This window comes from Rhodobacter capsulatus SB 1003 (assembly GCF_000021865.1).
GTDB lineage: Bacteria > Pseudomonadota > Alphaproteobacteria > Rhodobacterales > Rhodobacteraceae > Rhodobacter > Rhodobacter capsulatus_B.
The window spans coordinates 426,699-451,902 of the sequence record NC_014034.1 but is presented as its reverse complement, the minus strand read 5'-3'; the positions used below and the strand labels follow the sequence as shown (position 1 = coordinate 451,902).

General features: G+C 68.1%; 25 protein-coding genes. 12 read left to right on the top strand and 13 right to left on the bottom strand.

The features are described 5' to 3' along the window. Positions 1–30 precede the first annotated feature (30 nt). Entirely contained in the window at positions 31–1,290 is a 1,260-nt protein-coding gene (locus RCAP_RS02145; RefSeq protein WP_013066166.1) for an aspartate kinase, read from the bottom strand. Positions 1,291–1,467: 177 nt separating this feature from the next. On the opposite strand from RCAP_RS02145, the gene RCAP_RS02140 reads away from it, so the two are divergent. Then, positions 1,468–2,976 carry a pyruvate kinase gene (locus tag RCAP_RS02140; protein WP_013066165.1) on the top strand — a complete coding sequence of 503 codons (1,509 nt, stop codon included), beginning with the start codon at positions 1,468–1,470 and terminating at the stop codon, positions 2,974–2,976. A gap of 219 nt (positions 2,977–3,195) precedes the next feature. Here the strand turns inward: RCAP_RS02140 and RCAP_RS02135 are convergent, their stop codons facing one another. Further along, on the bottom strand, positions 3,196–5,232 hold the full coding sequence (locus tag RCAP_RS02135; protein ID WP_013066164.1) for an NADH:flavin oxidoreductase: 2,037 nt from the start codon (positions 5,230–5,232) through the stop codon (positions 3,196–3,198). Positions 5,233–5,361: 129 nt separating this feature from the next. On the opposite strand from RCAP_RS02135, the gene RCAP_RS02130 reads away from it, so the two are divergent. Further along, a complete protein-coding gene (locus RCAP_RS02130; protein ID WP_013066163.1) occupies positions 5,362–5,982 on the top strand; it encodes a TetR/AcrR family transcriptional regulator in 621 nt (206 codons plus the stop codon). A 244-nt stretch (positions 5,983–6,226) separates the two neighbouring features. Here the strand turns inward: RCAP_RS02130 and RCAP_RS02125 are convergent, their stop codons facing one another. Next, on the bottom strand, positions 6,227–7,111 hold the full coding sequence (locus RCAP_RS02125) for a DMT family transporter (RefSeq protein WP_013066162.1): 885 nt from the start codon (positions 7,109–7,111) through the stop codon (positions 6,227–6,229). A 156-nt stretch (positions 7,112–7,267) separates the two neighbouring features. Here RCAP_RS02125 and RCAP_RS02120 point away from each other — a divergent pair, with 156 nt between their 5' ends. Continuing rightward, positions 7,268–8,158 (top strand): LysR family transcriptional regulator, encoded by an 891-nt coding sequence (locus tag RCAP_RS02120; protein WP_013066161.1) that lies wholly within the window; start codon positions 7,268–7,270, stop codon positions 8,156–8,158. An 11-nt stretch (positions 8,159–8,169) separates the two neighbouring features. On the opposite strand, the gene RCAP_RS02115 is transcribed toward RCAP_RS02120, so the two are convergent. From RCAP_RS02115 to RCAP_RS02105, 3 genes are all read right to left on the bottom strand, one after another. After that, positions 8,170–8,814 (bottom strand): SDR family oxidoreductase, encoded by a 645-nt coding sequence (locus tag RCAP_RS02115; RefSeq protein WP_013066160.1) that lies wholly within the window; start codon positions 8,812–8,814, stop codon positions 8,170–8,172. 56 nt (positions 8,815–8,870) lie between these two features. Continuing rightward, the gene (locus tag RCAP_RS02110; protein ID WP_013066159.1) at positions 8,871–9,308 is read right to left on the bottom strand and encodes a DUF1178 family protein; all 438 of its coding nucleotides are present in this window, start codon (positions 9,306–9,308) and stop codon (positions 8,871–8,873) included. 233 nt (positions 9,309–9,541) lie between these two features. Further along, the gene (locus tag RCAP_RS02105; RefSeq protein WP_013066158.1) at positions 9,542–11,020 is read right to left on the bottom strand and encodes an NAD-dependent succinate-semialdehyde dehydrogenase; all 1,479 of its coding nucleotides are present in this window, start codon (positions 11,018–11,020) and stop codon (positions 9,542–9,544) included. A gap of 88 nt (positions 11,021–11,108) precedes the next feature. Between RCAP_RS02105 and RCAP_RS02100 the strand changes: the two genes are divergently transcribed. After that, positions 11,109–11,882, top strand: coding sequence for an alpha/beta hydrolase (locus tag RCAP_RS02100; protein ID WP_013066157.1), 774 nt, complete (start codon positions 11,109–11,111; stop codon positions 11,880–11,882). Between the two features lie 55 nt (positions 11,883–11,937). On the opposite strand, the gene RCAP_RS02095 is transcribed toward RCAP_RS02100, so the two are convergent. Both RCAP_RS02095 and RCAP_RS02090 read right to left on the bottom strand, forming a co-directional pair. Next, positions 11,938–12,924, bottom strand: a complete 987-nt coding sequence (locus RCAP_RS02095; RefSeq protein WP_013066156.1) for a P1 family peptidase — start codon at positions 12,922–12,924, stop codon at positions 11,938–11,940. A gap of 94 nt (positions 12,925–13,018) precedes the next feature. Beyond that, positions 13,019–13,603, bottom strand: a complete 585-nt coding sequence (locus RCAP_RS02090) for a GNAT family N-acetyltransferase (protein WP_013066155.1) — start codon at positions 13,601–13,603, stop codon at positions 13,019–13,021. Positions 13,604–13,736: 133 nt separating this feature from the next. Here RCAP_RS02090 and RCAP_RS02085 point away from each other — a divergent pair, with 133 nt between their 5' ends. Together RCAP_RS02085 and RCAP_RS02080 are read left to right on the top strand one after the other, a co-directional pair. After that, on the top strand, positions 13,737–14,456 hold the full coding sequence (locus tag RCAP_RS02085) for an AzlC family ABC transporter permease (RefSeq protein WP_013066154.1): 720 nt from the start codon (positions 13,737–13,739) through the stop codon (positions 14,454–14,456). After that, positions 14,453–14,794 carry an AzlD domain-containing protein gene (locus RCAP_RS02080; RefSeq protein ID WP_013066153.1) on the top strand — a complete coding sequence of 114 codons (342 nt, stop codon included), beginning with the start codon at positions 14,453–14,455 and terminating at the stop codon, positions 14,792–14,794. The genes RCAP_RS02085 and RCAP_RS02080 overlap by 4 nt, the downstream gene beginning before the upstream one ends. 3 nt (positions 14,795–14,797) lie before the next feature. On the opposite strand, the gene RCAP_RS02075 is transcribed toward RCAP_RS02080, so the two are convergent. The 3 genes from RCAP_RS02075 to RCAP_RS02065 all read right to left on the bottom strand — a co-directional run bounded on the left by RCAP_RS02075 (position 14,798) and on the right by RCAP_RS02065 (position 18,266). Beyond that, positions 14,798–15,427, bottom strand: a complete 630-nt coding sequence (locus RCAP_RS02075) for a hypothetical protein (RefSeq protein WP_013066152.1) — start codon at positions 15,425–15,427, stop codon at positions 14,798–14,800. A 128-nt stretch (positions 15,428–15,555) separates the two neighbouring features. After that, positions 15,556–16,587, bottom strand: coding sequence for an MBL fold metallo-hydrolase (locus tag RCAP_RS02070; protein ID WP_013066151.1), 1,032 nt, complete (start codon positions 16,585–16,587; stop codon positions 15,556–15,558). After that, entirely contained in the window at positions 16,584–18,266 is a 1,683-nt protein-coding gene (locus RCAP_RS02065; protein WP_013066150.1) for an acyl-CoA dehydrogenase, read from the bottom strand. Before RCAP_RS02065 ends, RCAP_RS02070 begins: the two co-directional genes overlap by 4 nt. A gap of 132 nt (positions 18,267–18,398) precedes the next feature. Here RCAP_RS02065 and RCAP_RS02060 point away from each other — a divergent pair, with 132 nt between their 5' ends. After that, complete coding sequence (locus RCAP_RS02060) at positions 18,399–19,358, top strand: L-threonylcarbamoyladenylate synthase (protein ID WP_013066149.1); 960 nt, start codon at positions 18,399–18,401, stop codon at positions 19,356–19,358. 147 nt (positions 19,359–19,505) lie between these two features. Here RCAP_RS02060 and RCAP_RS02055 read toward each other — a convergent pair whose 3' ends face one another. Further along, positions 19,506–20,057, bottom strand: a complete 552-nt coding sequence (locus RCAP_RS02055; protein WP_013066148.1) for a YqgE/AlgH family protein — start codon at positions 20,055–20,057, stop codon at positions 19,506–19,508. A gap of 142 nt (positions 20,058–20,199) precedes the next feature. Between RCAP_RS02055 and RCAP_RS02050 the strand changes: the two genes are divergently transcribed. Next, positions 20,200–20,997 carry a protein-disulfide reductase DsbD domain-containing protein gene (locus RCAP_RS02050; RefSeq protein WP_013066147.1) on the top strand — a complete coding sequence of 266 codons (798 nt, stop codon included), beginning with the start codon at positions 20,200–20,202 and terminating at the stop codon, positions 20,995–20,997. 8 nt (positions 20,998–21,005) lie between these two features. Here RCAP_RS02050 and RCAP_RS02045 read toward each other — a convergent pair whose 3' ends face one another. After that, entirely contained in the window at positions 21,006–21,818 is an 813-nt protein-coding gene (locus RCAP_RS02045; RefSeq protein ID WP_013066146.1) for a uracil-DNA glycosylase, read from the bottom strand. A gap of 93 nt (positions 21,819–21,911) precedes the next feature. Between RCAP_RS02045 and RCAP_RS02040 the strand changes: the two genes are divergently transcribed. Genes RCAP_RS02040 through pyrC form a run of 4 tightly spaced genes read left to right on the top strand, consistent with a single transcriptional unit; the run spans position 21,912 to position 25,189 of the window. Further along, complete coding sequence (locus RCAP_RS02040) at positions 21,912–22,877, top strand: aspartate carbamoyltransferase catalytic subunit (protein ID WP_013066145.1); 966 nt, start codon at positions 21,912–21,914, stop codon at positions 22,875–22,877. Next, entirely contained in the window at positions 22,870–23,355 is a 486-nt protein-coding gene (locus RCAP_RS18245) for a hypothetical protein (RefSeq protein WP_013066144.1), read from the top strand. Before RCAP_RS02040 ends, RCAP_RS18245 begins: the two co-directional genes overlap by 8 nt. Beyond that, positions 23,352–23,921, top strand: coding sequence for a hypothetical protein (locus RCAP_RS02030; protein ID WP_013066143.1), 570 nt, complete (start codon positions 23,352–23,354; stop codon positions 23,919–23,921). Before RCAP_RS18245 ends, RCAP_RS02030 begins: the two co-directional genes overlap by 4 nt. Beyond that, a complete protein-coding gene (gene pyrC, locus RCAP_RS02025) occupies positions 23,918–25,189 on the top strand; it encodes a dihydroorotase (protein ID WP_013066142.1) in 1,272 nt (423 codons plus the stop codon). The genes RCAP_RS02030 and pyrC overlap by 4 nt, the downstream gene beginning before the upstream one ends. The last annotated feature ends 15 nt before the right edge of the window (positions 25,190–25,204 follow it).

Sequence of the window (25,204 nt, the reverse complement as noted above, 5' to 3'; positions counted from 1 at the left end):
GCCCCCGTTTCTAGAGGCCTGAACCGCGTGTCAGGCCTTCTCCAACTCGAATGCATCATGGAGGGCCTGCACGGCCAGTTCCATATATTTCCGATCGATCAGCACGGAAATCTTGATCTCCGAGGTCGAGATGACCTTGATGTTGATGTTTTCGGCGGCCAGCGCTTCAAAGGTGCGCGCGGCGACGCCCACCTGCGAGCGCATGCCGATGCCGACGACCGAGACCTTGGCGACATCGGTGTCGATGATCAGCTCGTCATATTTGATCTTGCCCGCGGTCTTGGCATCTTCCAGCGCCTTTTGCGCGCGGGCGACCTGGTTGATCGGGCAGGAAAAGGTCATGTCGGTGACGGCGCCCGGGTGGTTGTCGTCGTAATCCTTTTCCGAGATGTTCTGCACGATCATGTCGACGTTCACGCCGGCCTCGGCCAGCGGCCCGAAGATCGCCTGCGCGACGCCCGGACGGTCTTCGATGGTGAAGAGGGTGATCTTGGCCTCGTCGCGCGAATAGGCGACCCCCGAGACGACTTTCGATTCCATGATTTCATCCTCCCCGCAGACAAGGGTTCCTGAAGTTTCGTCGGTTTCCTCGAAGGAGGAGAGCACCCGCAGCCGCACGCCAAAGCGCATCGCCAGTTCCACGGACCGCGTTTGCAGCACCTTGGCGCCAAGGCTGGCGAGTTCGAGCATTTCCTCGAACGCGATCTTGTCCAGCTTGCGCGCCTTGGAGCTGATCCGCGGATCGGTCGTGTAGACGCCGTCCACATCGGTGTAGATGTCGCAGCGTTCCGCGGCAAAGGCGGCGGCAAAGGCGACGGCGGTCGTGTCGGACCCGCCCCGGCCCAGCGTGGTGATGCGGTTTTCGGCCGACAGGCCCTGGAAGCCCGCGACGACCGCGACCTTCATGCCCTCGGCGAATTTCGCGTCGATATTCTCGCGCGGGATCGACTTGAACCGGGCCGAGCCATGCGCCGAGGTGGTGTTGATCGGCACCTGCCAGCCCTGCCAGCTGCGCGCCGGGATGCCCATTTCCTGCAGCCGCAGCGCCATCAGACCGGCGGTGACGTTTTCGCCACTGGCGACGACGGCGTCATATTCGCGGGCGTCATAAAGGGGCGAGGTGCCCTCGACCCAGCCGACAAGCTCGTTCGTCTTGCCCGACATCGCCGAGACGATCACGATGACATCGTAGCCACGGTCGACCTCGCGCTTGACCTTCGCCGCCGCATTCGCGATGCGGTCGAGGTCCGCCACCGAGGTGCCGCCGAATTTCATCACGAGAAGCGGCATCTTCCCCCCCAATTCTGGTCCGGACCCTGCGCCCGGCGTCGCGCTTCTGCTATCGGAAGGGGGCGAAGCTTGCAAGGGTTTGCCTGCGGCGAAACGCCTGCGCACCCGTCATCTGCCCGTCATGTCCATGTCATGCGGACCCGGCAGAATTGCGCCCGATCAGGGCAGGAGGATGTGATGAGTCTCGATGAGGTCGAATACCGCGAAAGGCGGGCGCAGGCGCGTGGGTTGCAACGGGCGCTGGAGGCTTTGCGCGACGATCTGGTGCGGCGGTCGGATGCGACGATGGAAGGCTGGGAAGGTCTGGTGCGACGGCCCGAATTCCTGCCCTCGGCGCGCAATCTGGCCGATTATCTGGCGCTGCGGCGCGGCGATCTGGTGCCGTTTCAGGCGCCCTTGGCCTCGCTTGGCCTTTCGTCGCTTGGCCGGGCCGAGGCGCATGTGCGCCCCTCGATCGATGCGGTTCTGGCGTCGCTGGCGATGATCGGCGGCGAAGGCGTGGCAAGCTATCCCACCGTTGAAACCTTTGCCGCGGGCCCGGCGCGTCTGGCCGCCCGCCGTGATGCGCTGTTTGGTGCCCGGCGCGAGGCGCCGCGCTCGCGGGTGATGGTGACGCTGCCGACCGAAGCCGCGGTGAACCCCGATCTGGTCGGGGCCTTGATCGCCGCCGGGGCGGATTGCGTGCGGATCAACTGCGCCCATGACAACCCCGATGTCTGGGCGGCGATGATCGGCCAGGTGCGGCAGGCCGCGATGAAGGCCGGGCGGCGGGTGCCGGTGCAGATGGATATCGAAGGCCCGAAACTGCGGGTCGAGGCTTTGTCGGAAAGCGTCGAGGAAACCGGCCGTCTGTTCGAGGGCGACCGCTTCGAGGTGGTCGAGACGCTGGCCCATGACGCCGATCTGCCGCAGGTGCGACTGTCGCATCCCGCGCTGATGGAGGCGATGGCCGAGGGCGGCGCGATCTGGATCAACGACGGCAAGCTGCGGGCAAAGATCCTCAAGGTGCGGCCCGGCAAGGTGCTGGCCGAGGTGACCTCGACGCCCTCGAAAGGGGCGAAGATCAAAGTCGAAAAGGGGGTCAACCTGCCCGGCGTCGATCTGCGCGTGCCCGCGCTGACCGAGGCCGATCTGGGTCATCTCGATTTCGTGCTGGGCCATGCCGACATTCTGGGCTTTTCCTTCGTGCAGACGGGGGGCGATCTGCGCGCGCTGTTTGCGGAACTCGATGCCCGGTCCGATGGCGGCACCGCGCGCGATTGGCCGGCGCTGATGCTGAAGATCGAGACGCCGCTTTCGCTGCGCAACCTGCCCGCGCTGATCGTCGAGGCCGGTGGGCGGGTGCCGGTGGGCGTGATGATCGCGCGCGGCGATCTGGCGGTGGAAATCGGCTTTGAACGGCTGAGCGAGATTCAGGAAGAGGTTCTGTGGCTCTGCGAGGCGGCCGAGGTTCCCGTCGTCTGGGCGACGCAGGTGCTGGAGGGCATGGTCAAGGAAGGTCAGGCCAGCCGGGCCGAGATGACGGATGCCGCGATGAGCCAGCGCGCCGAATGCGTGATGCTGAACAAGGGCCCGCATCTTGTGCAGGCGGTGACGTTCCTGCGCGACGTGTTGATGCGGATGGACCGGCACACGTCGAAGAAATCGCCCCGGTTGGGCGCGCTGGGGCTTTGGCACGACCTGTGATCGGGCGGAAAAGGAAAGGCATCGCCTTTCCCCGCCCGCAGGCACAGCGCTGCGGCACGACCGCCTGCCCCAAGCACAACAGAGGCCTGCGCTCCGCCCCGGCGGCGCGACTGCGCCCGCCGATGGCGGGGCGGGCGCAGGCCGAGTGCCTTTGGGCCCTCGGCGGTCACAGGACCTCTGTTGCGATTGGCCTCGGCAATGGCCGAGGCCAAGTCAGCCTCAAACGTCCTTCATCAGCCGCAGCGCATCGTAGATCGCCGCATGGGTGTTGCGCGCGGCCACCGCATCGCCGATCCGCAGCAGCCGGAACCGCCCCTCGGGGTTTGCGATCACCGCCTGCGGTTGGCCGGTGGCGAGCGCCTCGTAATCGACGATGCCAAAGTTCGACGAAAGCGGCTTGAGCGCGAAGTAAAGCTCGTCGAGCGGCCGTGTGCCGTGGTTCACCACCACCTGATCGACCTCGCGCAGCCGCGTCACCGGGCCGTAATCGCTGCCTAGAACCGCCCTCAGCCGGTTGCCCGCGCGGGTGACCGACATCAACCGCCAGGTCACGGTGAAGGTCGTGTCCCGCCCCTGCAGCGCCCGCATATAGGGCACAAGGTTCATCGCCATCACCTCGGGCGCAAAGGCGCGGTCGGGGGTGACGATCTCCACCTTCGCCCCGCTGGCCGAGATCAGATCGGCCGCCATCAGCCCGGCATGATCGCCCGCATCGTCAAAGATCAGCACCTCGCGGCCGGGCTTCACCGCGCCCGAAAGAATGTCCCAGGTCGACACCACCAGATCATTGCCCGCACTCAAGACCTCGGTATGCGGCAGACCGCCGGTGGCGATCACCACCTCGTCCGGGTCGGTGGCCAGCACGTCTTCGGCCTCGGCGAAGCTGTTGAAGTGAAACGTCACCCCGCGCTTGAGGCATTGCTGATAGCGCCAGTCGGTGATCGCCGCCATCTCGCGCCGCCGCGGGTCGAGCGCGGTCAGCCGCACCTGCCCGCCGGGCTGATCGGCGGCCTCGAAAACGGTGACTTCATGGCCGCGCTCGGCCGCGACGCGGGCAGCCTCCAGCCCCCCCGGCCCGGCGCCGACAATGGTCACGCGCTTTTTCGTCACGGCAGGCAGGATCACCTGCGGCTCGGTCAGTTCCCGGCCCGTCGCCGGGTTGTGCAGGCACAGCGCCATGCCGCCCTGATAGATCCGGTCAAGGCAGTAATTCGCGCCGACGCAGGGGCGAATGTCCTCCTCGCGCCCCGCGATCAGCTTCGCCACCAGATGCGGATCGGCCAGATGCGCCCGGGTCATGCCGACCATGTCAAGCTTGCCCGACGCGATCGCATGCCGCGCCGTCGCGATATCGGGGATCTTCGCGGCGTGGAAAGTCGGGAACCCGGTCGCGGCCCGGATCTCGCCCGCGAAATCCAGATGCGGCGCGTTGCGCATGCCCTGAATCGGGATCAGATCGGTCAGCCCCGGGTCGGTGTCGATATGGCCGCGCACGATGTTCAGGAAATCGACCAGCCCCGAATCGCGCAAGGCTTTCGACAGCACCAGCCCCTCGGCCTGATCCATGCCGCCGGGCAGGCCCTGATCGCCGGTATAGCGCAGCCCGACGATGAAATCCGGCCCGCAGCGGCTTCGGATCGCCCCCAGAACCTCCATCGTGAAGCGCATCCGGTTTTCCAACGACCCGCCATAGGGGGCATCAAGGTCATTCGTCAGCGGCGACCAGAATTGTTCGAGCAGATGGCCGTAGGCCTCGAGTTCGATGCCATCGACGCCCGCCGCTTTCATCCGCTCGGCGGCATCGGCAAAATCGCCCTTGATCCGGTCGAGATCCCAATCCTCGGCCCGTTTCGGAAAGGCCCGATGCGCCGCCTCGCGTTCATGGCTGGGCGCCACCACCGGCAGCCAGTCCGCCTTGTCCCAGCGGGTGCGACGGCCAAGGTGGCTGAGTTGGATCATCACCGCCGCGCCGTGGTCGTGGCATTCGTCAACCAGCTGGCGCATCCAGCCCACCACCTCGTCCTTCCAGGCCAGGATGTTGTTGAAAACCGGCGGGCTGTCGCGGGAAATCGAGGCCGAGCCCGCCGTCATCGTCAAGGCCACCCCGGCCCGCGCCCGTTCGACGTGATAGGCGCGGTAGCGTTCCTTCGGCATGCCGTCCTCGGCATAGGCGGGCTCATGCGCGGTGATCAGGATGCGGTTGCGAAGCGTCAGGTGGCGCAGCTGGTAAGGCTGCAAAAGCGGGTCGTTCGACATGGGGGCCTCCGGGGTTCCTGGGGGCAGGATTTGCGAAATGTGCACACATGTCAAGTTTGAGATCACCCCTGAACATTTTCTTGAGCCCAGCTTCTTGAGCCCGGTCGCGGCCCGGGCTAGGGTCGGGGCATGACAGAGGCGAAGGACAGCGGTTGGCGCGGCTCGCGCGAGGGGTGGCTGGAAGCCGCCTGCGAGGCCCTGATCGCGGGCGGGGTCGAGGCGGTGAAGATCCTGCCGCTTGCCAAGAAACTCGGCCTGTCGCGGACCTCGTTTTACTGGTTCTTCCCCGACCGCGAGGATCTTCTGGCCGCGCTGCGGGCGCGCTGGCGGGCGGTAACGACGGAAGTTCTGCTTTCCGCGACAACGGCTTATGCAGAAACCGAGACCGAGGCGATGCTGAACCTTCTGTCCTGTTTCCTGTCGGGCCGGTTCGATGCGCGCTTTGAATTCGCGCTGCGCAGCTGGGGCTTTGCCGATCCTTCCGTGGCGGCGGATCTGCATGCGGCCGATGCCGAGCGGCTGGCGGCCCTGTCTGCGCTGCTGCTGCGCTGGGGCCATGCGCCCGAGGATGCCGATGTGCGGGCGCGCACGATCTATCTGGTGCAGATCGGCTATATCTCGATGCAGACCGATGAGACGCTCGACACCCGGCTGGCACGGATCGCGCATTATGTCGAGGTCTATACCGGCAAGCGGCCCGGCGCCGCGGAACTGGCGCGGTTCGAAGCCGGGCTGCGGGCGGGCGGGTGACGCCTGTCTTTGCGGCCCGATGACCGAGGCCATTGCCGAGGTCCGGCGCAACAGTGCGGCAAAGACCGGCGGGGGCCCCAAAGGCCCCCGGCCAGCGCTCGCCCCGCCCTCGGCGGGCGCTTTTCGCCCGCCGGGTCGGGCGCCGGCCTCCCGCAGCGCGCGGGGCAACCGGTCCCGGGACAAGGCTGCTCCGGCGGGCGGGGAAAGGCGATGCCTTTCCTGATCCGCCCGAAACCGGCCAAACCTAGCCCCGCATCGTCAGCATCACCCCCGCCAGCGTCACCGCAAGCCCCGCGACCATCGTTGCCGTCAGCGGCTCGCCGAACAATGCCCAGCCCCAGAGCATCGTCACCGGCGGGCTGAGATAGATCACCGCCGAAACCCGCGCGACCGGAAACAGCCGCAGGCTGCTGTAATAAATCCCATAGGCGCCGAAGGTTGCGAACAGAACCAGCCAGCCGATGCCCAGCGCGAAAGACATCGTCAGCGGCGGCGCCAATGTCCCCTGCCACCCGGCGCAGAGCCCGAACAGCACCGCCCCGGTCAGCGAATGCAGACACAGGCTTTGATGCAAGGGCATCCGCAGCCCGGGCCGTTTCTTCACCAAAACCGAGGCCAGCGCAAAGCCCAGCATCGAGGCCACCGTCAGCCCATAGGCCCAAAGCGGCGCCGTCCCCAGCGACAGGCTGTCGGCCGAAACGATCAGCACGCCCAGCACCGCCACCGCCGTTCCCGCCCATTGCGCCACCGACAGCCGCTCGCCCAGCACCGGCTGCGACAGCGCCGCGATGGCGAGCGGCAGCAGGTCCGAAATCAGCGCCACCGTCCCCGTCGGCACCCGCGCGCCGATCGCCAGCGCAAACCCGCCCAGATAGAGAAAGACCGACATCACCCCGAACAGACATTGTTCGATCCCCCCGCGCAGGGTCATCCGCGGCCCCACCAGCAGCGCAAAGGGCAGCAGGATCAGCCCCGCCACCAGCGTGCGCCAGAACAGCACCAGCCCCACCCCGGCGCTTTCGCTGGCGTAACGGATGCCGATGAAACCGGAACTCCAGCACAGGACAAGCGCCACCGCCATCAGCGGCCAAAGCAGGGGACGGGGCAGGGAAAGGGCGGGCGCGGTCATCATCTCCTCGTGTCGGCTGTCCCTTCCTCGGCGAAGCGTCGCCAAAACGCACATGACAAATTTCGATGGCAGCATGACTTTTGTGCCGGATACGGAATGAATCTTTGCCACAAGCCGCCAATCGGCGCAGGATCGGCGCCGTTGCATGAGGCCCCGATGACCGATCTTTCCACCCGCCGCCTTGACATCGACGCGCTGCGTGCCCTGCGCGCCATCGCCCATCACGGCACCGTCACCCGCGCCGCCGAGGCTTTGGGCCTGACGCAATCGGCCGTCAGCCACAAGATCCGGCGGCTGGAAACCAGCCTGGGCGCGGATCTTCTGTCGCGCCGCCCCGGCGGGCCGCTGTTCACCGCCGCGGGCGCGGAACTGCTCGATTACGCCGCCCGCATCCTTGGCCTGCATGACGAGGCTTTGCTGAGCCTCTCGAAAACGCCGCTTGCCGGGCGCCTTGTGCTGGGCCTGACCGAGGACACGACCTGCACCGACCTATCCCGCATCCTCGGCCGGTTCCGCCGCCTGCATCCGCAAGTGAGCGTGCGCGCCCAGGTCCGGATGAGCCTGATGCTGCGGGCGCAGCTTGAGCGCGGCGAGATCGACGCCGCGATCCTGCAGGTCTTTGACCACGAGGTCCGGCCGACCGACATCGTCCTGCTGCGCGAAGATCTGCATTGGGTGCGTCACCGCGATCTGCCCCTGCCCGGGGCGGGGCCGATCCCGTTCCTGTCCTTTCACGACGACTGCTTTTACCGGCATTGGGCGCAGGATATCGGGCAGGATGGCGGGGTGACGCTGGAAACCGTTTTCGAATGCGCCAGCGCCGCCGGGATCGTCGCGGCGGTCTCGGCGGGGCTGGGCGTCGCGCTGCTGTCGACGCGGCATCTGCGCCCCGAGATGGAGATCCTCGGCCCGCCCTTGCCGCCGCCGCCCGGGCTGAGCTATGTCGTGCGCCGCGCCCGCAAGCTGCGGAACGCGGCGCTCGATACGCTGGTGGCCGAGATCGCGGCCGAAATCAGCCGCGTCGGGCGTCTGGTGCTGGCGGGGTGATCCCCGCCGGATCAGAACGGAATCACCGCCCCGTCATAGCTTTCGAAACAGCCCGAATTGGTCAGGTTGAGCGCATCGAACCGCGTCGTCAGCCCGGCCACCGATTGCGCCACGGTGATCTCGGCCTGCGGCCCGCCCATGTCGGTCTTGACCCAGCCGGGGTGATAGATGCCGACCGCGATCCCCTCGGGGCGCAGATCGGCGGCCAGGTTTCGCCCGAGGTTCAGCACCGCCGCCTTCGACGCGCGATAGATGTAGCTGCCGCCGGGCGCGCGGGCATCCGAGCCCATCGCCGAGGACAGGATCGCCACCTTGCCATGCGCCGCGCGCAAGTTCGGCAACAGCGCCTGAATCGTCAGGAACACGCCCATCACGTTGGTCGAAAAGCTGCGCGCCCAAAGCATCGGCGCATAGCCGCTTTCCAGCGACTGCCCCAGATCGGCATAGACCCCGGCATTGCAGACCAGAAGCCCGATCGGCAGCCCGTTCAGCCGACGCGCCAGTTCCTTGACGCTCTCGGGCTGGGTGACGTCAAGCGGCAAGAGATCGCCCTCGGGGTTGCGCGCGGTGCCGAAGGCCGCGGTGTCGGTGTGGCGGTAATGGGCCAGAAGCGCAGCGCCGATGCCGCGGTTCGCCCCGGTGATGAGAACTGTCATGGTCGCCTCCTGTGCGGCCATCATGGCGGCTCAGGCGGCAGAGGCAAGGACCTGAATCAATTCCGCGACCTTTTGGGCAAAAAGGGCAGCGGCATCACGGGGATACCGTCATCGAGAAGCGCCTTCGCCTCGTCGAGCCGGGCCTCGCCATGGATCGCGCGTTCGGGCTTGACGCCCTCGTGCATCGCGCGGGCTTCCGCGACGAAATTGACGCCGACATAATCGGAATTCGCCTCGACCGCCTGACGCATCGCGGCAAAGGCCTCCTCGATGCCGGTCTGCGGCGCGCTCAGCGGCGCCTCGGCCGCGGGCGCGGCGGCGGCCTTGCGCGCAGGGCGGACGGCGGGCGCCATCAGCGCCTTTTCGACCGTGGTCGAGCCGCAGATGGTGCAGCTGACCATGCCGCGCGCCTGCAGCGCCTCATAGGCCGCAGCCGAGGCGAACCAGCTGTCGAAGCTGTGCTCCTTGTCGCATTTCAGGGTGTAGCGGATCATCGTCAGGCCCGTTTTGAAGGCTCACATCTGACAGGCTCGGACCGGAAATTGCAAGCGCCGTCGCAAAACCCCGAAGCTTCGCAACCGCGGCGACACCTCCCCCTTCATCTTGCCCAAAATATCCCGGGGGGTCGTCCATTGGGGCACCATCGGCTCAAGACCCGATGGACGACGGGCGGAGCCCCCGGCGGGTCGCCCCGGGCGCAAGCCCGAGGCGAAATCCAGAGCAGCCCTCAGATCGAGAGGCAGATGTATTTCAGTTCAAGGTAGTCTTCGACGCCGTGATGGCTGCCCTCGCGCCCGAGGCCCGATTGCTTGACGCCGCCAAAGGGCGCCACCTCGGTCGAGATGATGCCGGTGTTCACGCCGACGATGCCGTATTCCAGCCCTTCCTGCACCCGGGTGATCCGGCCGATGTCACGGGCATAGAAATAGGAGGCCAGACCGAAGATCGTGGCATTGGCCTTTTCGATCACCTCGGCCTCGGTCTCGAATTTGAAGAGCGGCGCCACCGGGCCGAAGGTTTCCTCGGTCGCCACTTTCATCTCCTGCGTGACGCCGGTGACGACGGTCGGCTGGAAGAAGGTGCCGCCCAGTTCATGCCGCGCGCCGCCGGTGACGATGGTGCCGCCGCCCGCCACCACATCGGCGATATGTTCCTCGACCTTCTCGACCGCATCGGCCGAGATCAAGGGCCCGGTGGTCACGCCGTCCTTCAGCCCGTCGACGACATTGAGCTTGCGCACCGCCGCCGCCAGCTTTTCCGCGAAAGTGTCATAGACGCCCGCCTGCACATAGATCCGGTTCGCGCAGACGCAGGTCTGGCCGTTGTTGCGGAACTTCGACATCATCGCGCCCTCGACCGCCGCATCCAGATCGGCGTCGTCGAAAACGATGAAGGGCGCGTTGCCGCCCAGCTCCATCGAGCATTTCATCACCTGCTCCGCCGCCTGCCGCATCAGGATGCGCCCGACTTCCGTGGACCCGGTGAAGGTCAGCTTCCGCACCGCATGATTTTCGCAAAATTCCTTGCCGATGTCGGAGGCGCGCGAGGAGGTGATGACCGAGAGAATCCCCTTCGGCAGCCCGGCGCGTTCGCCCAAAAGCCCCATCGCCAGCGCCGAAAGCGGCGTTTCCGAGGCCGGACGGCAGACGAAGCCGCAGCCCACGGCGATGGCAGGGCCGGCCTTGCGGGCGATCATCGCATTCGGGAAGTTCCAGGGCGTGATACTGCCCACGACGCCGATCGGCTGTTTCAGCACGGTGATGCGCTTGTCGCGCATGTGGCCCGGGATCGTCTCGCCGTAGATGCGCTTGGCTTCCTCGCCGAACCATTCGATGAAGGAAGCGCCATAGGCGATCTCGCCGCGGGCTTCGGCCAGCGGCTTGCCCATTTCCGCGGTCAGGATCAGCGCGAGGTCTTCCTGGTTCGCCATCATCAGCTCGAACCATTTGCGCATCACCGCCGCGCGTTCCTTGCCGGTGCGGGCGGCCCAGTCCTTCATCGCGACCTCGGCGGCCTTGATGGCGCGGGCGGTTTCGGCGCGGCTCAGGTCCGGCACGGTGCAGATCACGTCGCCGCGGGCGGGGTTCGTCACCGCGAAGGTCTTGCCGTCATCGGCATCGACCCAGTCCCCCGCGACGAGGGCCTTGGTCACAAGAAGGCTCGGGTCCTTGAGCAGCGATTTCAGATTGGTGACGGTGTCGAGCATGGCGCATCTCATGGTTTGAGGGATATGAGAGGGAAGCACGGGGCGGCGCGGATGTAAATTGGCCGCCGTGGAAAGAAAGGGTGAGGAAGTGACCGATCTGGACGATGCCTATGCCAATATGCCTTACATCCCGGGGGGCGCCGATTATCCGGCACGCTGGGCTGAAGCGGCTGCCGCCTATCGCGACGAGGCGATGATGGTGCAGGTGGGCTACGGCCCCGGGGTGCGGCGGCAGATCGACCTGTTCCTGCCGATGGGCGGGCAGAAGGGGCTGATCATCTTCGTGCATGGCGGCTACTGGATGAAGTTTTCCCCGCAGGATTTCTCGCATCTGGCCCGGGGCGCGGTCGAGGCGGGCTGGGTCGTGGCGATGCCCGGCTATGATCTGGCGCCCGAGATGCGGATCGAGCAGATCACCGGGCTGATCGCGATGGCGGTGGCGGAACTGGCGCGGCGCTTCAGCGGGCCGATCCGGCTGGTGGGCCATTCCGCGGGCGGGCATCTGGTGGCGCGGATGCTGGCGCCGGGAATGCTGCCCGAGGAGGTGGCGAGCCGGATCGAAAAGGTGGTGCCGATCTCGCCGGTCTCGGATCTGGCGCCGCTTCTGCGCACCTCGATGAACGCGACCTTGCGGCTGGATGCGGCCGAGGCCGGGCGCGAAAGCCCGGTGCATCAGCCGGTGCCCGGGGTGCCGGTGCAGGTCTGGGTCGGCGCAGAGGAGCGTCCGGTCTTCCTCGAGCAGGCACGGGGGCTGGCCGAGGCCTGGGCCTGTCCGCTGACCGTCGAACCGGGGCGGCACCATTTCGACGTGATCGAGGGGCTGGAAGCCGAAAGCCCGCTGCTGGCTGCGGTGATCGCGTAGCAGGGGGGCGCTGCCCCCCTGACCCCCCGGGATATTTGCGGCAAGATAAAAGGGATCAGCGCAGGTCTTGCCAGCTGGGTTGCCGGTCGCCCGGGCGGGGCGTGGCGGCGAAGACCGCGCGGGCGATGGCGCGGGCAAGGCAGGCGCTGGCGGCATGGCCAAGCTGGAACGGATCGGTGAGCGGGTCCGTCAGCGGCCGCGCGCCGGTCGCCGCGGCAAAGACCAGATCGCCATCGAGTGGCGTGTGGCTGGGCACCAGCGCCCGGGCCATGCCGTCATGCGCGGCAACGGCCAGCCGATGCGCCTGTGCCTTGGTCAGCGCCGCATCGGTGGCGACGATGGCGATGGTCGTGGCCTCGCCCATGCGTTTCATCGGCAAAGGCTCTGCCTGTGCCGGATAGGCCGGCGCGGGGCCGAGGCCGCCGAATTCAGCGCCCAGCTCCCAGGGCGCGGCCCAGAACTGCCGCCCCTCGCCCACGGTGGCCGAGCCGAGCGCATTCACCGCCACCAGCGCGCCGACGGTGAAACCGCTCTCCAGCACCGCCGAGGCCGAGCCGAGCCCGCCCTTGAGCCGCCCGGTCAGCGCACCGAACCCCGCCCCCGCAGTGCCGATGGCGAAATCCTCTGCCGCGGCGGCAAGGGCGGCGCGGCCCAGCCCCGCATAGGGGTTTTCCGCCCAATCCTTGTCGCCGCCGTTCAAAAGATCGAACAGGATCGCCGCGGGCACGATCGGCACCAGCGCCGGGCCGACGGCAAAGCCGCGCCCCAGCGCCCGCAGCCCGGCCATCACCCCCGAGGCGGCATCAAGGCCAAAGGCCGAGCCGCCCGCAAGCACCAGCGCATCGACGCTTTCCACCAGCTTGTCGGGGGCGAGCAGGTCGGTCTCCCGCGTGCCCGGGGCGCCGCCCATCACATGCACGGCGGCGGTGACGGGCCGGTCCGCCATCAGCACGGTGACGCCCGAGCGCAAGGCCGCATCCTCGGCATTGCCGACCCGCAGTCCGGCGACATCGGTGATCAGATTGCGCGGTCCGGGTTTCATGCGGGGCCCCCTTGTTCATCCTGACCCGAGTATCAGCACAGCCGCCCCCCTGCCGCCAGAGCCGATTTCCCCGGGGCGCGGCACGGGCGCCGCGTCACAAAGGCCGCTCCATCGCCACCGTCGTCCGATAGCCGAAGATCGCCGCCGTCAGCCAGCGATCCGCCCGCCCGGTCACGGAAAAGCCGAGCCGGTCGTAAAGCGCCTTCGCGCGCAGGTTTTCATGCACCACATCGAGCCGCAGGACACGGTAGCCGCGTGCCTGCGCCTGAGCGCAAAGCGCCTCGATCAGCGCCGCGCCCACGCCCCGGCCGCGCATCGGCTCGGTCACCGCGAACCCGTCGACGCAAAGCGTGCCCTGCGCCAGATCCTGCGCCAGCAGCTGCAAGGCCAGACCGCGCCAGAATGCCCCGAACCGGCCATAGACCGCGCGCAGATCGGCGCGGTCGCCCCCGACAAAGGCGCCCCTGGCGGTGCGAAAGCCGATCACCCCCAGCACATGGCCGCGCCCGTCCACCGCCGCGATCATGTGGGCGGGGTCGATCACCCGCTCGATGAAGGCCATCGCCTTGGCCTCGGGCCCCATCACCCGGCCCAGTTTCGCCCCGAAGACGCGCCAGTAAAGCGCCGCCGCCTCGGTCCGCTGATCCGCCGTCAGCCCCTGAAGAAGCCGAACCTTCATGCCCCGCCTCCCGGTCCGAGAATTGCGCCCGATACAATCGCCCGCTTGGTGCCTTGCGGGGCTGCCCCTAGAACTCGCGCATCCCTTCCCCTCAGACAAGCCCCGCCAGACAACCCCCCCGGGAAAAGCCGCGATGACCGCCCAAAGCCCCCTGTCCTTCGCCTATTGGCGCGGCTGCCGCCAAGGTCTGCCCTTCATTCTGGTCATCCTGCCCTTCGGCCTGCTCTTCGGCGTCGCGGGCACCGAGGCCGGGCTGTCGCTGACCGAGGTGATGGGCTTTTCGATCCTTGTCATCGCCGGCGCCTCGCAGTTCACCGCGGTGCAGCTGATGACCGATCACGCCAGCACGGTGATGGTGATCCTCGCCGCGCTGGCGGTGAACCTGCGGATGGCGATGTATTCCGCCTCGCTCGCGCCGCATCTGGGGGCGGCGCCAGGCTGGGCCCGGGGGCTGGTGGCCTATTTCATGGTCGATCAGGTCTTCGCGCTGGCCAATGCCGACTATGAACGGGCGCCGAACCAGAGCCTGTCCGAGAAGCTGGCCTATTACGCCGGGGCCTGCACGCCGGTCTGTCCGCTCTGGTATGTCGCGACGCTGGCCGGGGCCTGGCTGGGCAAGGCGATCCCGCCCGCCTTCGCGCTGGATTTCGCGGTGCCGGTGACATTCCTTGCGATGATCGCGCCGATGCTGCGGTCGCTGCCGCATCTGGTCGCCGCGGCGGTCTCGATCGTGATGGCGCTGGCGTTTTCGGTCCTGCCCGCGGGCACCGGGCTGATCCTGGCCGCGCTTTGCGCGATGGCGGCGGGGGCGCAGACCGAGCTGTGGCTGATCCGCCGGAGGGCCGCGCAATGACCGTTGCAGAAAGCTACGGCAGCCCGACGATCTGGCTGATCATCCTGGCGCTGGGGCTTGGCACCTTCGTGCTGCGCTATTCCTTTCTGGGCTGGATCGGCAACCGGCCGCTGCCCGAATGGGCGCTGCGGCATCTGCGCTATACCGCTGTCGCGGTACTGCCGGGCCTTGTCGCGCCGCTGGTGCTTTGGCCTGCGGCGACGGAGGGCCAGCCCGATCCGGCGCGGCTGATCGCGGCCGGGGCGACGCTGGCCGTGGGGCTGGCCAGCCGCAACACCTTGGCCGCGATCCTGGGCGGCCTTGCGTCGCTTTATCTGGCGCTCTGGCTGGTCGGCTGAGGCTCAGTCGGTCTTGCCCAGCCCGGTGCCGTGCCGCACCGGCGCCTGCTGGATCATCAGCACGCCGGAATTGTCGTCGGGATCGTTGTCGAAGTGATCCTCGGTGATCACGCCGGGCAGCTGTCCGAAGGCCTTCGAGAGCTTCAGGGGCGAGCTGGTCGCCGGGATGCTTTCAAAGCCCGGGATCGACCGCAGCACCGAGGAAGTGTCATTGGCGCACATCATCTTGGCCACCGCGCCGTTCGACTGCACCCGCGCCAGAAGCGCCGCCGCCTGCTGCGGCGTCACGGCCAGGCGCTGTTCGCGCACATACCAGGATTCGCGGGCGTGATAATCGATGTAGAACTTGTACATCCGCTCGGTGATGCCGAAATCGACATCGTTCCGTTCCGGCACCGAGGGGTGATACCAGGTCCCGGCCGGATCGAAGATCACCCGCTCCTGCCCGTCGATCATCAGCGCCGAATGCCCGCCCGCGCCGGTATTGGTCGAAATCACCGTGAAAAGCGTGACCGAGGGCGGATTGCCGGTCGAAAACCGCGCGGCATTCACCGCCTCGTCCGGGGCCCATTTCGGTTCGGCACAGGCGGCCAGCGCAAGCGGCAGGACCAGACAGGAAAGAAGGCGGCGCATCCGGGGACCCCTCGGCGGCAGGAAGTGAACGTCGAAAGGGGGTTAAGCACGCCCCGCTTGCAGGGGCAACCGGCCGCGCGGACCGCGGGCGCGTTTTCCCGAAAAGTGTCTATTCGGCGCCACGGGCCTCAGGCGGACCAGAGCCAGACGCCGTCGCGGGCCTGCCGGGTGATCTCGCCGCGCAGGAACAGGTGGTTGAGATGCGCCACCGCCTCGACCAGCGCCATGCCATATTCCGCCTCGCCCACCGGCCGCTTGAAGAGCACGGGGAAACAGTCGGTGGCGCTGCGCGGGGCCTCGGCCAGAACCGCGCGCAGACGGGCGAGCGCGCCCTCGTGATTCTCGATCATCTGGTGCAGGCGCAGCGGCAGGCCGAGGAAGGGCAGCTTGTGGCCGGGCAGGATCAGCTGATCTTCGCGTGCGAGCGGCTGGAAGGCACGGCAGGACGCCAGCCAGTCGGCCACCGGATCGGCCAAGGGCTCGGTCGCATAGGCGCCCAGATTGGCCGAAATGCCCGGCAAAAGCTGATCACCGCCCAGGATCAGCCCGTCGTCCTCGCTCCAGAGCGTGGCGTGATCGGGCGCATGGCCCTGGCCGATCCGCACCCGCCAGCGCCGCCCGGCGGCGTGGATCAGATCGCCCTCGACCATGTTGCGAAAGCCAAGCGGCAGCGGATGCACGCAATCGGCAAAGTTGAAGGGCCGTTCCTGCGACCGCCGCGCCAGCAGCTCCGGGTCCATCCCCGCGGCTTTCCAGAAGGCCAGCGTTTCCGGCACCGGCAGGGGCTGTTCGTCGAGCATCAGCATGCGGGCGAAAAGCCAGCTCGTGCGCGTCGTCCAAAGTTCCGCACCGCGGGTCTGCAGCCAGCCCGCCAGCCCGATGTGATCGGGGTGGTAATGGGTGACGATGACCCGCGTGACGGGCTTGCCCGCCAGCGGGCCATCGAGCGCCCGTTGCAGCGCCGCCCGGCAGGCGCGGCTGTCGATGCCGGGATCGACCAGCGTCCAGCCGTCGCCGTCATCGAGCGCATAGGCATTGACGTGATCAAGCGCCATCGGCAGCGGCAGGCGCAGCCAAAGCACGCCCTCGGCGACCGCAAGGGTCTCGCCGAAGGCGGGGGCGGTTTCAAAGGGGAAGCTCAGACCGGATCTTTGTTTCATGCCCCAAGGTCTTCGGGGGAAAGCGCGAAAAGGTCAACCGCCCCCGCCCGCGCGGCCGCCAGCGCCGCCTCGGCCTGCGGCAAAAGGCGACGGATGTAGACGGCGGCCAGTTTCTCATGCGCGCCCCCCTCCAGCGCCGCGCGCAGGTGGTAATGCGCGCCCAGCACCCGGGCAAAGGCGCGCAGATAGGGCACGGCCCCGGCAAAGCGGTCCTGCGTGCCCTGGGCGATCATGCCTTCGGTATGTTCGCGCAGGGTTTCGGCCGATTGCCAGACCGCCTCGGCCAGATCGGGCAGGGCCTCGCGCGCGGCTTTCGCGGCATCCTCGATTTCCTGCAGCAGACGAAAGGCGGCGCGGCCGTCATCGGCCATCTTGCGCCCCGCCAGATCCATCGCCTGAATGCCGTTCGTGCCCTCGTAGATCGCCGTCACCCGCACGTCGCGGCAATATTGCGCCGCCCCGGTCTGCTCGATGAAGCCCATGCCGCCATGCACCTGCACGCCCTGTTCGGCGACCCAGATCCCGGTATCGGTGCCATAGGCCTTGGCGATCGGCGTCAGCAGCGCGGCGCGGGCCAGCCAATGGTCCTCGCCCGTCGCCCGCCCCAGATCGAGCGCGACGGCACAGGCGAGCGCGATCGAGCGCGCGGCAAAGATCTCGGCGCGCATCTCGGCCAGCATGCGCCGGACATCGGCATGCTGGATGATCTGCGAAAACTGCACCCGCTCCTGCGCATAGGCGAGGGCCTGCTGGAACGCGGCTTCGGCCACGCCGATCCCCTGCACGCCGACGGCGAGACGGGCGTTGTTCATCATCGTGAACATCGCCGCCATGCCCTTGCCGGGTTCGCCCACCATCCAGCCTTTCGCGGCCTCGAAACTCATCACGCAGGTGGGCGAGCCATGCAGGCCCATCTTGTGTTCCAGCGACACCACGCCCAGCGTGTTCGCCACCCCGGGCTTGCCCGCGGCATCGGGGATATATTTCGGCACCATGAAAAGGCTGATCCCCTTGGTGCCCGGGCTGGCATCGGGCAGCCGCGCCAGCACCAGATGACAGATGTTCTCCGTCACGTCGGAATCGCCCCAGGAAATGAAGATCTTCTGCCCGGTGATCGCATAGGTGCCATCGCCCAGCGGCTCGGCCCGGCTGCGCAGCGCGCCCACGTCCGAACCCGCCTGCGGCTCGGTCAGGTTCATCGTCCCCGACCATTCACCCGAAATCAGCTTCGGAATGTAAAGCGCCTTGATCTCCTCGCTGGCGTGATGTTCCAGCGCCTCGATCTGGCCCTGGGTCAGAAGCGGGTTCAGCTGCAGCGCCAGATTGGCCCCCGACATCATGTCGTTCACCGCCACGCAGATCGTCTGCGGCAGGCCCATGCCGCCGTATTCCTGCGGCGCGGCCACGGCGACCCAGCCGCCCTCGGCGATCTGCTGATAGGCCTCGCGGAACCCGGGCGAGGTCCGCACGACACCGTTTTCCAGCCGCGCCGGATGCAGGTCGCCCGCGCGCAGAAGCGGCGCCATCACCTCGTCGCACAGCTTGCCCGCCTCGGTCAGCACGGCTTCGACCGTCTCGGGCGTGGCTTCGGCAAAGCGTTCGGTCGCCGCCACCGGCGCCAGCGGCACCACCTTGTCGAGGATGAAGCGGATATCGGCAACGGGCGAGCGATAGGCCATGACGGTCTCCTGTGGCGCGCTTGGCAAACGGGGCCGGGGCGCGTATGCGTGGGGCAAATTCGGGTCGGTTTCGGGGAAAGGTTACCGCAAGGGAAGCCCCCGTCCACCGCAACGCAGCGTCACGAGGGTGGGATGCAGGAAATGACCGAACGTCTTGGGACGGATGCCGCGGGGCTGGCCCGCGCGGCCGCGCTGTTGCGCGCGGGGCGGCTGGTCGCCTTCCCGACCGAGACGGTCTACGGCCTTGGCGGCGATGCCCGGCAAGACACGGCGGTGGCGGCGATCTATGCCGCCAAGGGCCGCCCGCAGTTCAACCCGCTGATCGTGCATGTGGCCGACATGGAGATGGCGGAACAGGTCGCGGTCTTCTCGGATCAGGCGCGCGATCTCGCGGCGCGGTTCTGGCCCGGCCCGCTGACGCTGGTTCTGCCCGCCCGCCCCGAGGCCGGGATCTCCGATCTGGTCACCGCCGGGCTGGCCACGGTGGCGGTGCGGATGCCCGCGCATCCCGTGGCCCGGGCCCTGCTTGCGGCCTTTGGCGGGCCGCTGGCGGCGCCCTCGGCCAATCCCTCGGGCAAGGTCAGCCCGACCGAGGCGGATCACGTGCTCGAAGGGCTGTCCGGCCGGATCGCCGCGGTGGTGGATGGCGGCGCCTGCCCGGTCGGGGTCGAATCGACGATCCTCGGCCTTGCCCCGCCGGTGCTGCTGCGTCCCGGTGGGGTCGATGTCGAAACGCTGGAAAAGGCGCTTGGCCAGCCGCTTGCCTTTGGCGGCGATGCGGTCAAGCCGAATGCACCCGGCCAGCTTGTCTCGCATTACGCCCCCGGCGCGGCGGTGCGGCTGGACGCCACCGAGAAACGCCCGGGGGAAATCTACCTCGGCTTCGGCCCCGGCCCCGAGGCCGATCTGACGCTCTCGGTCCGGGCCGATCCGGTCGAGGCGGCAACGAGGCTTTTCGCGATGCTGCGGGTGGCCGACAAGCTCGCCACCGCGCGGGGCGCCGCCACGATCGCGATCGCGCCGATCCCGGAAACCGGGCTTGGGCGCGCGATCAACGACCGGCTGCGCCGCGCCGCCGCGCCGCGGGGATAGGGGGCGCTGCCCCCTCTTTTGGCTGCGCCAAAATTCACCCCCGGGATATTTGGGGCAAGATGAAACGAAGCCCGGATCGGCTTTCATCTTGCCTCAAATATCCCGGGGGGAGTCCGCAGACGGGGGGCAGCGCCCCCCTGCCCGGCCTCAGGCGTGGCCCGCCGCCGCCGAAAGCGTGCGCGGATCGATCCCCATCGTGCCCAGCGCCCGGGTCCATTTCGTCGCGTGATCGCCATCGAGCGTCAGCGCCGCATTGCCCTCGGCCACCAGCCAGCCGTTGTCGAGGATCTCCTGCTCGATCTGCCCCGGCCCCCAGCCCGCATAGCCCAGCGCCAGAATCGCCCGCGAGGGCCCCCGCCCGGCGGCGATCTCTTCCAGAATGTCGCGCGTCGCCGTCATCGCCAGCCCCTCGCCCACCGGCATCGTCGCGGCGAACCAGTCGGCCGAATGCAAAACGAAGCCGCGGCCGGTCTCGACCGGGCCGCCAAAGAACAGCGGCGCCGCGCCGCGATCCGAGGCGGTGACCGCGATCCCGAGCTGATCCAGCAGATCCCCCATCGGCGGTTTCGGCAGCGGCTTGTTGACGATGATCCCCATCGCCCCCTCGGCCGAATGCGAGCACATCGCCACCACCGAATGCTCGAACCGCGGATCGCCCATGCCCGGCATCGCGATCAGAAGTTTGCCGCTCAGATCCATGCCGCTCTCCCGTGCCTGCCCTGCCCCTTTGCCAAAGGTGGACCCGGTCCGCGTTGCAATCAAGCCCCGGCGACGCCCTGTCCGCGCGCTCCTGTCGCGTTTGTGACTTGGCCGTTCCCGGGGCCGCGGCTATCGCAGGATCATGCGACTGCCCGTTTTCGCCCTTGTCCTGTGCCAGAGCCTTGCCGTCGTCGCCGCGGCCGAGGAGGCCCCGCCTTTGGGACAGGGGCTCTTGTCCGCCGAGCTGTTGCCGGGCTGGCAGGACAGGGACGGCAGCCGCATCGCCGCGATAAGGATCGTTCTGGCCCCGGGCTGGAAGACTTATTGGCGCGTGCCGGGCGATGTCGGCGTGCCGCCGCAATTCGATTTCAACGCCTCGGGCAATGTCGCGGCGCTGCAGGTGATCTGGCCCGCGCCCGAGGTTTTCGAGAGCGGCGGGATGAACACCGTCGGCTATCATGACACGCTGGTCCTGCCGCTGCAGATCACGCCGAAGGCGCCCGAGGCGCCGGTCTCGCTGACCGCCGCTCTGGATTTCGGCATCTGCGACGAGGTCTGCGTGCCGGTCAGTGTCGCGCTGACGCGAGAGCTGTCCGGTCCCGGCGCCGAAGATCCCGAGATCGCGGCGGCGATGGCGGCGGCCCCGCGGCCCGCGCCCGGGCTGGCCCGCTGCACCCTGACCCCCATTCGCGACGGCGTCCGCGTCGCCGCCCGGATCGAGCTGCCGCAAGCGGCGGGGGAAACCGCGCTGTTCGAGCTGCGCTCGCGGCCGATGTGGGTTTCGGAACCCGAGATCGACCGGCAGGACAAGACGCTTCTGGCCAGCGTCGATTTCGTGCCCGAGGACGCCCGGCCCTTCGATCTGGACCCCGCCGATCTGCGCATCACGGTGGTCAGCCATGGCGATGCGGTCGAGATCGACGGCTGCCCCGCCCCCTGACCGGGCCCTCAAAGCGCGTTCAGTTTCGCGCGCAATTCCAGCAGATCCGCCCAGACCAGCCGCTTGTTGATCGGCGTGCGCAAGAGGTTCGCCGGATGCAGCGTCGGCAGCGCCGGACGGCCGAAAGCCTGCGTCCAGCTGCCGCGCAGCCGGGTGATGCCGCGGCTGTTCAGCGCCGCGGCGCAGGCGGTATTGCCCATCAGCACGATCAGATCGGGGTCGACCAGCTCGACATGCCGGGCCAGAAACGGCCCCATCATCGCGATTTCTGCGGGCTCCGGCTCGCGGTTGCCGGGCGGCCGCCAGGGCATGACATTGGTGATATAGACCGCCGTTCCCGGATCGGGCGCGGCGCGATCCAGTCCCACCGCCGCCAGCATCCGGTCAAGCAGCTGCCCGGCGCGGCCGACAAAGGGCTTGCCCTGCGCATCCTCGTCCTTGCCCGGGGCCTCGCCGATCAGCATCACCCGCGCCTTCGGATTGCCGTCGCAAAAGACGGTGTTGCGCGCGCCCCGTTTCAGCGGGCAATGGTCAAACCCCAGGATCGCTTCGCGCAGATCGTCCAGCGTCGCCGCCCGCGCGGCAAGCCCGCGCGCCACCGCCACCGGATCGACCGTCTCGACTGGCGCCAGCACCGGCGCCGGGCGCGGCGCGCGGGTCTCGGCCTGGGGCGGCGGAGCCGGTGCAGGTTCCGGGGTCACCAGATCGTAGCGGTTCACCGGCGCATCGCCCACCGGATCGGTGGCGCCAAGCTCGATCAGCCACTCGAAAGCGGCCAGAGCGGCATCATAGCTGATCTCGGGGGCGGGGCGAGTCTCCATGGCTTTCCATCGCATGACCGATCCCGGGGGTAAAGCCGCTGGACGCAGCCCCCCCCATTTGCCATAAGCAGCCCGACAACATCGGAGGACGTCATGGCTTTTCGCGCCCGCCATCTTCTGGGGATCGAGCATCTCTCGCCGGAAGACATCCGTTCCGTTCTTGATCTTGCAGACAGCTATGTCGATCTGAACCGCCGCACCGTGAAGCGCACCGATGCGCTGGCGGGGCTGACGCAGATCAACATGTTCTTCGAGAATTCGACGCGGACGCAATCCAGTTTCGAGCTGGCCGGAAAACGGCTGGGCGCCGACGTGATGAACATGTCGATGCAGACCTCGTCGGTGAAAAAGGGCGAGACCCTGATCGACACCGCGCTGACGCTGAACGCGATGCATCCCGATCTGCTGGTGGTGCGGCATCCCTCCTCCGGCGCCGTCGATCTTCTGGCGCAGAAGGTGAATTGTGCTGTGATCAATGCGGGCGACGGGAGGCACGAACACCCGACGCAGGCGCTTTTGGATGCCTTGACGATCCGGCGTGCCAAGGGCCGGATCCAGCGGCTGACGGTGGCGATTTGCGGCGATGTCGCGCACAGCCGGGTGGCGCGCTCGAACCTGCTGTTGCTCGGCAAGATGGAAAACCGGGTGCGGCTGGTCGGGCCGCCGACGCTGATGCCCGCGGGCTTTGGCGATATCGGCGCGGAAATCTGCGACGACATGCGCGAAGGGCTGCGCGATGCCGATGTGGTGATGATGCTGCGGCTGCAAAAGGAGCGGATGGACGGCGGTTTCATCCCGTCCGAGCGCGAATATTTCCACCGCTACGGGCTCGATGCGGAAAAGCTCGCCTATGCGAAACCCGATGCGATCGTGATGCACCCCGGGCCGATGAACCGCGGCGTGGAGATCGACGGCACGATCGCCGATGACATCAACCGCTCGGTGATTCAGGAGCAGGTCGAGATGGGCGTCGCGGTGCGGATGGCGGTGATGGATCTTCTGGCGCAGAACCTGCGCGCCGAACGCGGCCGCGCCGCGCTGGAGGCGGCACATGTCTGAGATGAAACGCGATTCCGTCCTCAATTACCGCCCCGGCCCGGCCAGCGAATTGGCGCTGGAACCGGGTGAAAAGGTCTCGCAGGTGTTCCTGCCCGATCTGCGCCGCTACTGGATGGACCATCTGGTTCTGGGCGGGCTGGGCGCGGTGCTGGTTTCGGCCGTGCTGGTCTGGCTGGGCAAGACCGACCAGATCCCGGTGGCGATCCTGGCCATTCTGATCGGCATGGCGGCACGGGCGGCCTGGTTCCGGTCGGAAGCCTTCGCGCGGCGCTGGCAGCTGACCGACCGCCGCCTGATCGGGCCGCAGGGCAAGCAGGCGATGCTGCTGGAAATCGAGAGGGTGCGGTCCCTGATCGGCGATGTGCAGATCGTGACGAAAGCGGGGGACAAGCATCTGATCCGGCATCTGGCCGAGGCGGCGCCGGTGGTGGCGGCGATCGAGGCGGCCAAGGCACGCCGGGCCCGGGAGGTCCGATGAGACCGCCGCGCGCAACCCCGCGCGGGACCGAGGCGCCGCTGCCGCCGTCCGAACGGGCCCTGACCGAGATCCCGCATGACCCGACCTCGGTTCCTGCGGGCTGGGACGGCGTGATGGAACCGGGCGAACGCATTCTGTGGCAGGGACATCCGCTGCGCCGCATCGGCTGGACGCGCCTTGCCCCCGCGCTGCTGGCGGCGGCGGCGCTGGTTGGTGCCGGGGCGGTGCTTTCGGGCCTGACAGGCGGGCTGCTGATCACGGCGGGCCTTGGCCTGACCGGGGCGGCGCTTTGGGCCGACCGGCGGCGGATCACCGGCACCGTCTTTACCCTGTCGACCCGCGCGGCCTATATCGCGCGGCCGCATCCGTGGCGGGGCAAGCGGCTGGAAACCTATCCGATCACCGCCGAGATGCCGCTGCGGCTGACCGGCGGCGACAAGGCGGGCGGCGTGATCTTTGCCACCCGCACACGCGGCACGAAAACCGAGGAGATCGGCTTTCAGGGCATCCTGGATGCGCCCGAAGTCTTTGCGATCTTGCGAAACGCCCGGGAGGCGCTCAGATGACCGTATTTTTTGAAAACGCCCGGCTGATCGACCCCGAAGCGGGCACCGAGACGGTTGGCAATCTTGTCGTCGATGGCGGCATCATTGCCGCGATCGGCCAGATGCAGGCCCCCGCGGATGCCCGGGTGATCGACTGCGGCGGCAAATGCCTGGCGCCGGGGATCGTCGATATCGGCGTGAAGATCGGCGAACCCGGCGAACGGCACAAGGAAAGCTTCCGCACCGCGGGGCTGGCCGCGGCGCGCGGCGGCGTGACCACGATCATCGCCCGTCCCGACACCAGCCCCGCCATCGACACGCCCGAGACGCTGGAATTCGTCACCCGCCGCGCCGCCGAGGCGCCGGTGCGCATCCGCCACATGGCCGCGCTGACCAAGGGCCGCGCGGGCCGCGAGATGACCGAGATCGGCTTTCTGATGGATGCGGGCGCCATCGCCTTCACCGATGCCGATCATGTCTGCGCCGACACCAAGGTGCTGTCCCGCGCCTTCACCTATGCCCGCAGCCTGGGGGCGCTGGTGCTGTGTCACCCGCAGGACCCGGGGCTGTCGAAAGGCGCCGCCGTCACCTCGGGCAAGTTCGCCAGCTTGCGCGGCCTGCCCGCGGTCAGCCCGATGGCGGAACGGATGGGGCTCGACCGCGATCTGGCCTTGGTCGAGATGACCGGGGTGCGCTATCACGCCGATCAGATCACCACCGCCCGCGCCCTGCCCGCGCTGTCCCGCGCCAAGGCGGCCGGGCTGCCGGTGACGGCGGGCGTGTCGGTGCATCACCTGACGCTGAACGAATTCGACGTCGGCAATTACCGCACCTTCTTCAAGCTGACGCCGCCGCTTCGGTCCGAAGACGACCGGCTGGCGATGGTGCAGGCGCTCGCCGAGGGCGTGATCGACATCCTCTGTTCGATGCACACCCCGGCGGACGAGGAATCAAAACGCCTGCCCTATGAGGAGGCGGCGGCCGGTGCGGTCGGGCTGGAAACCCTGCTGCCCGCGGCGCTGCGGCTTTATCACGCAGGAAGCCTTGACCTGCCGGGGCTGTTCCGCGCGCTTGCGCTCAATCCGGCGCGGCTGATGGGGCTGCCGCAGGGCCGACTTTGCGAGGGAAGTCCGGCCGATCTGGTGCTGTTCGACCCGGAGGCGCCCTTTGTGCTGGACCGGTTCACGCTGGCCTCGAAATCGAAGAACACGCCTTTTGACGGCGCCAGGCTGACGGGCAAGGTGCTTGCCACTTTCGTCGGCGGGGTGCAGGTTCACGGGCAGGCATAACAAGAACGGACGGGG

Coding starts and splice junctions, on each gene's coding strand:
- RCAP_RS02145 (WP_013066166.1), bottom strand. CDS start 1,290: ATGCCGCTTCTCGTGATGAAATTCGGCGGCACCTCGGTGGCGGACCTC.
- RCAP_RS02140 (WP_013066165.1), top strand. CDS start 1,468: ATGAGTCTCGATGAGGTCGAATACCGCGAAAGGCGGGCGCAGGCGCGT.
- RCAP_RS02135 (WP_013066164.1), bottom strand. CDS start 5,232: ATGTCGAACGACCCGCTTTTGCAGCCTTACCAGCTGCGCCACCTGACG.
- RCAP_RS02130 (WP_013066163.1), top strand. CDS start 5,362: ATGACAGAGGCGAAGGACAGCGGTTGGCGCGGCTCGCGCGAGGGGTGG.
- RCAP_RS02125 (WP_013066162.1), bottom strand. CDS start 7,111: ATGACCGCGCCCGCCCTTTCCCTGCCCCGTCCCCTGCTTTGGCCGCTG.
- RCAP_RS02120 (WP_013066161.1), top strand. CDS start 7,268: ATGACCGATCTTTCCACCCGCCGCCTTGACATCGACGCGCTGCGTGCC.
- RCAP_RS02115 (WP_013066160.1), bottom strand. CDS start 8,814: ATGACAGTTCTCATCACCGGGGCGAACCGCGGCATCGGCGCTGCGCTT.
- RCAP_RS02110 (WP_013066159.1), bottom strand. CDS start 9,308: ATGATCCGCTACACCCTGAAATGCGACAAGGAGCACAGCTTCGACAGC.
- RCAP_RS02105 (WP_013066158.1), bottom strand. CDS start 11,020: ATGCTCGACACCGTCACCAATCTGAAATCGCTGCTCAAGGACCCGAGC.
- RCAP_RS02095 (WP_013066156.1), bottom strand. CDS start 12,924: ATGAAACCCGGACCGCGCAATCTGATCACCGATGTCGCCGGACTGCGG.
- RCAP_RS02090 (WP_013066155.1), bottom strand. CDS start 13,603: ATGAAGGTTCGGCTTCTTCAGGGGCTGACGGCGGATCAGCGGACCGAG.
- RCAP_RS02085 (WP_013066154.1), top strand. CDS start 13,737: ATGACCGCCCAAAGCCCCCTGTCCTTCGCCTATTGGCGCGGCTGCCGC.
- RCAP_RS02080 (WP_013066153.1), top strand. CDS start 14,453: ATGACCGTTGCAGAAAGCTACGGCAGCCCGACGATCTGGCTGATCATC.
- RCAP_RS02075 (WP_013066152.1), bottom strand. CDS start 15,427: ATGCGCCGCCTTCTTTCCTGTCTGGTCCTGCCGCTTGCGCTGGCCGCC.
- RCAP_RS02070 (WP_013066151.1), bottom strand. CDS start 16,587: ATGAAACAAAGATCCGGTCTGAGCTTCCCCTTTGAAACCGCCCCCGCC.
- RCAP_RS02065 (WP_013066150.1), bottom strand. CDS start 18,266: ATGGCCTATCGCTCGCCCGTTGCCGATATCCGCTTCATCCTCGACAAG.
- RCAP_RS02060 (WP_013066149.1), top strand. CDS start 18,399: ATGCAGGAAATGACCGAACGTCTTGGGACGGATGCCGCGGGGCTGGCC.
- RCAP_RS02055 (WP_013066148.1), bottom strand. CDS start 20,057: ATGGATCTGAGCGGCAAACTTCTGATCGCGATGCCGGGCATGGGCGAT.
- RCAP_RS02050 (WP_013066147.1), top strand. CDS start 20,200: ATGCGACTGCCCGTTTTCGCCCTTGTCCTGTGCCAGAGCCTTGCCGTC.
- RCAP_RS02045 (WP_013066146.1), bottom strand. CDS start 21,818: ATGGAGACTCGCCCCGCCCCCGAGATCAGCTATGATGCCGCTCTGGCC.
- RCAP_RS02040 (WP_013066145.1), top strand. CDS start 21,912: ATGGCTTTTCGCGCCCGCCATCTTCTGGGGATCGAGCATCTCTCGCCG.
- RCAP_RS18245 (WP_013066144.1), top strand. CDS start 22,870: ATGTCTGAGATGAAACGCGATTCCGTCCTCAATTACCGCCCCGGCCCG.
- RCAP_RS02030 (WP_013066143.1), top strand. CDS start 23,352: ATGAGACCGCCGCGCGCAACCCCGCGCGGGACCGAGGCGCCGCTGCCG.
- pyrC (WP_013066142.1), top strand. CDS start 23,918: ATGACCGTATTTTTTGAAAACGCCCGGCTGATCGACCCCGAAGCGGGC.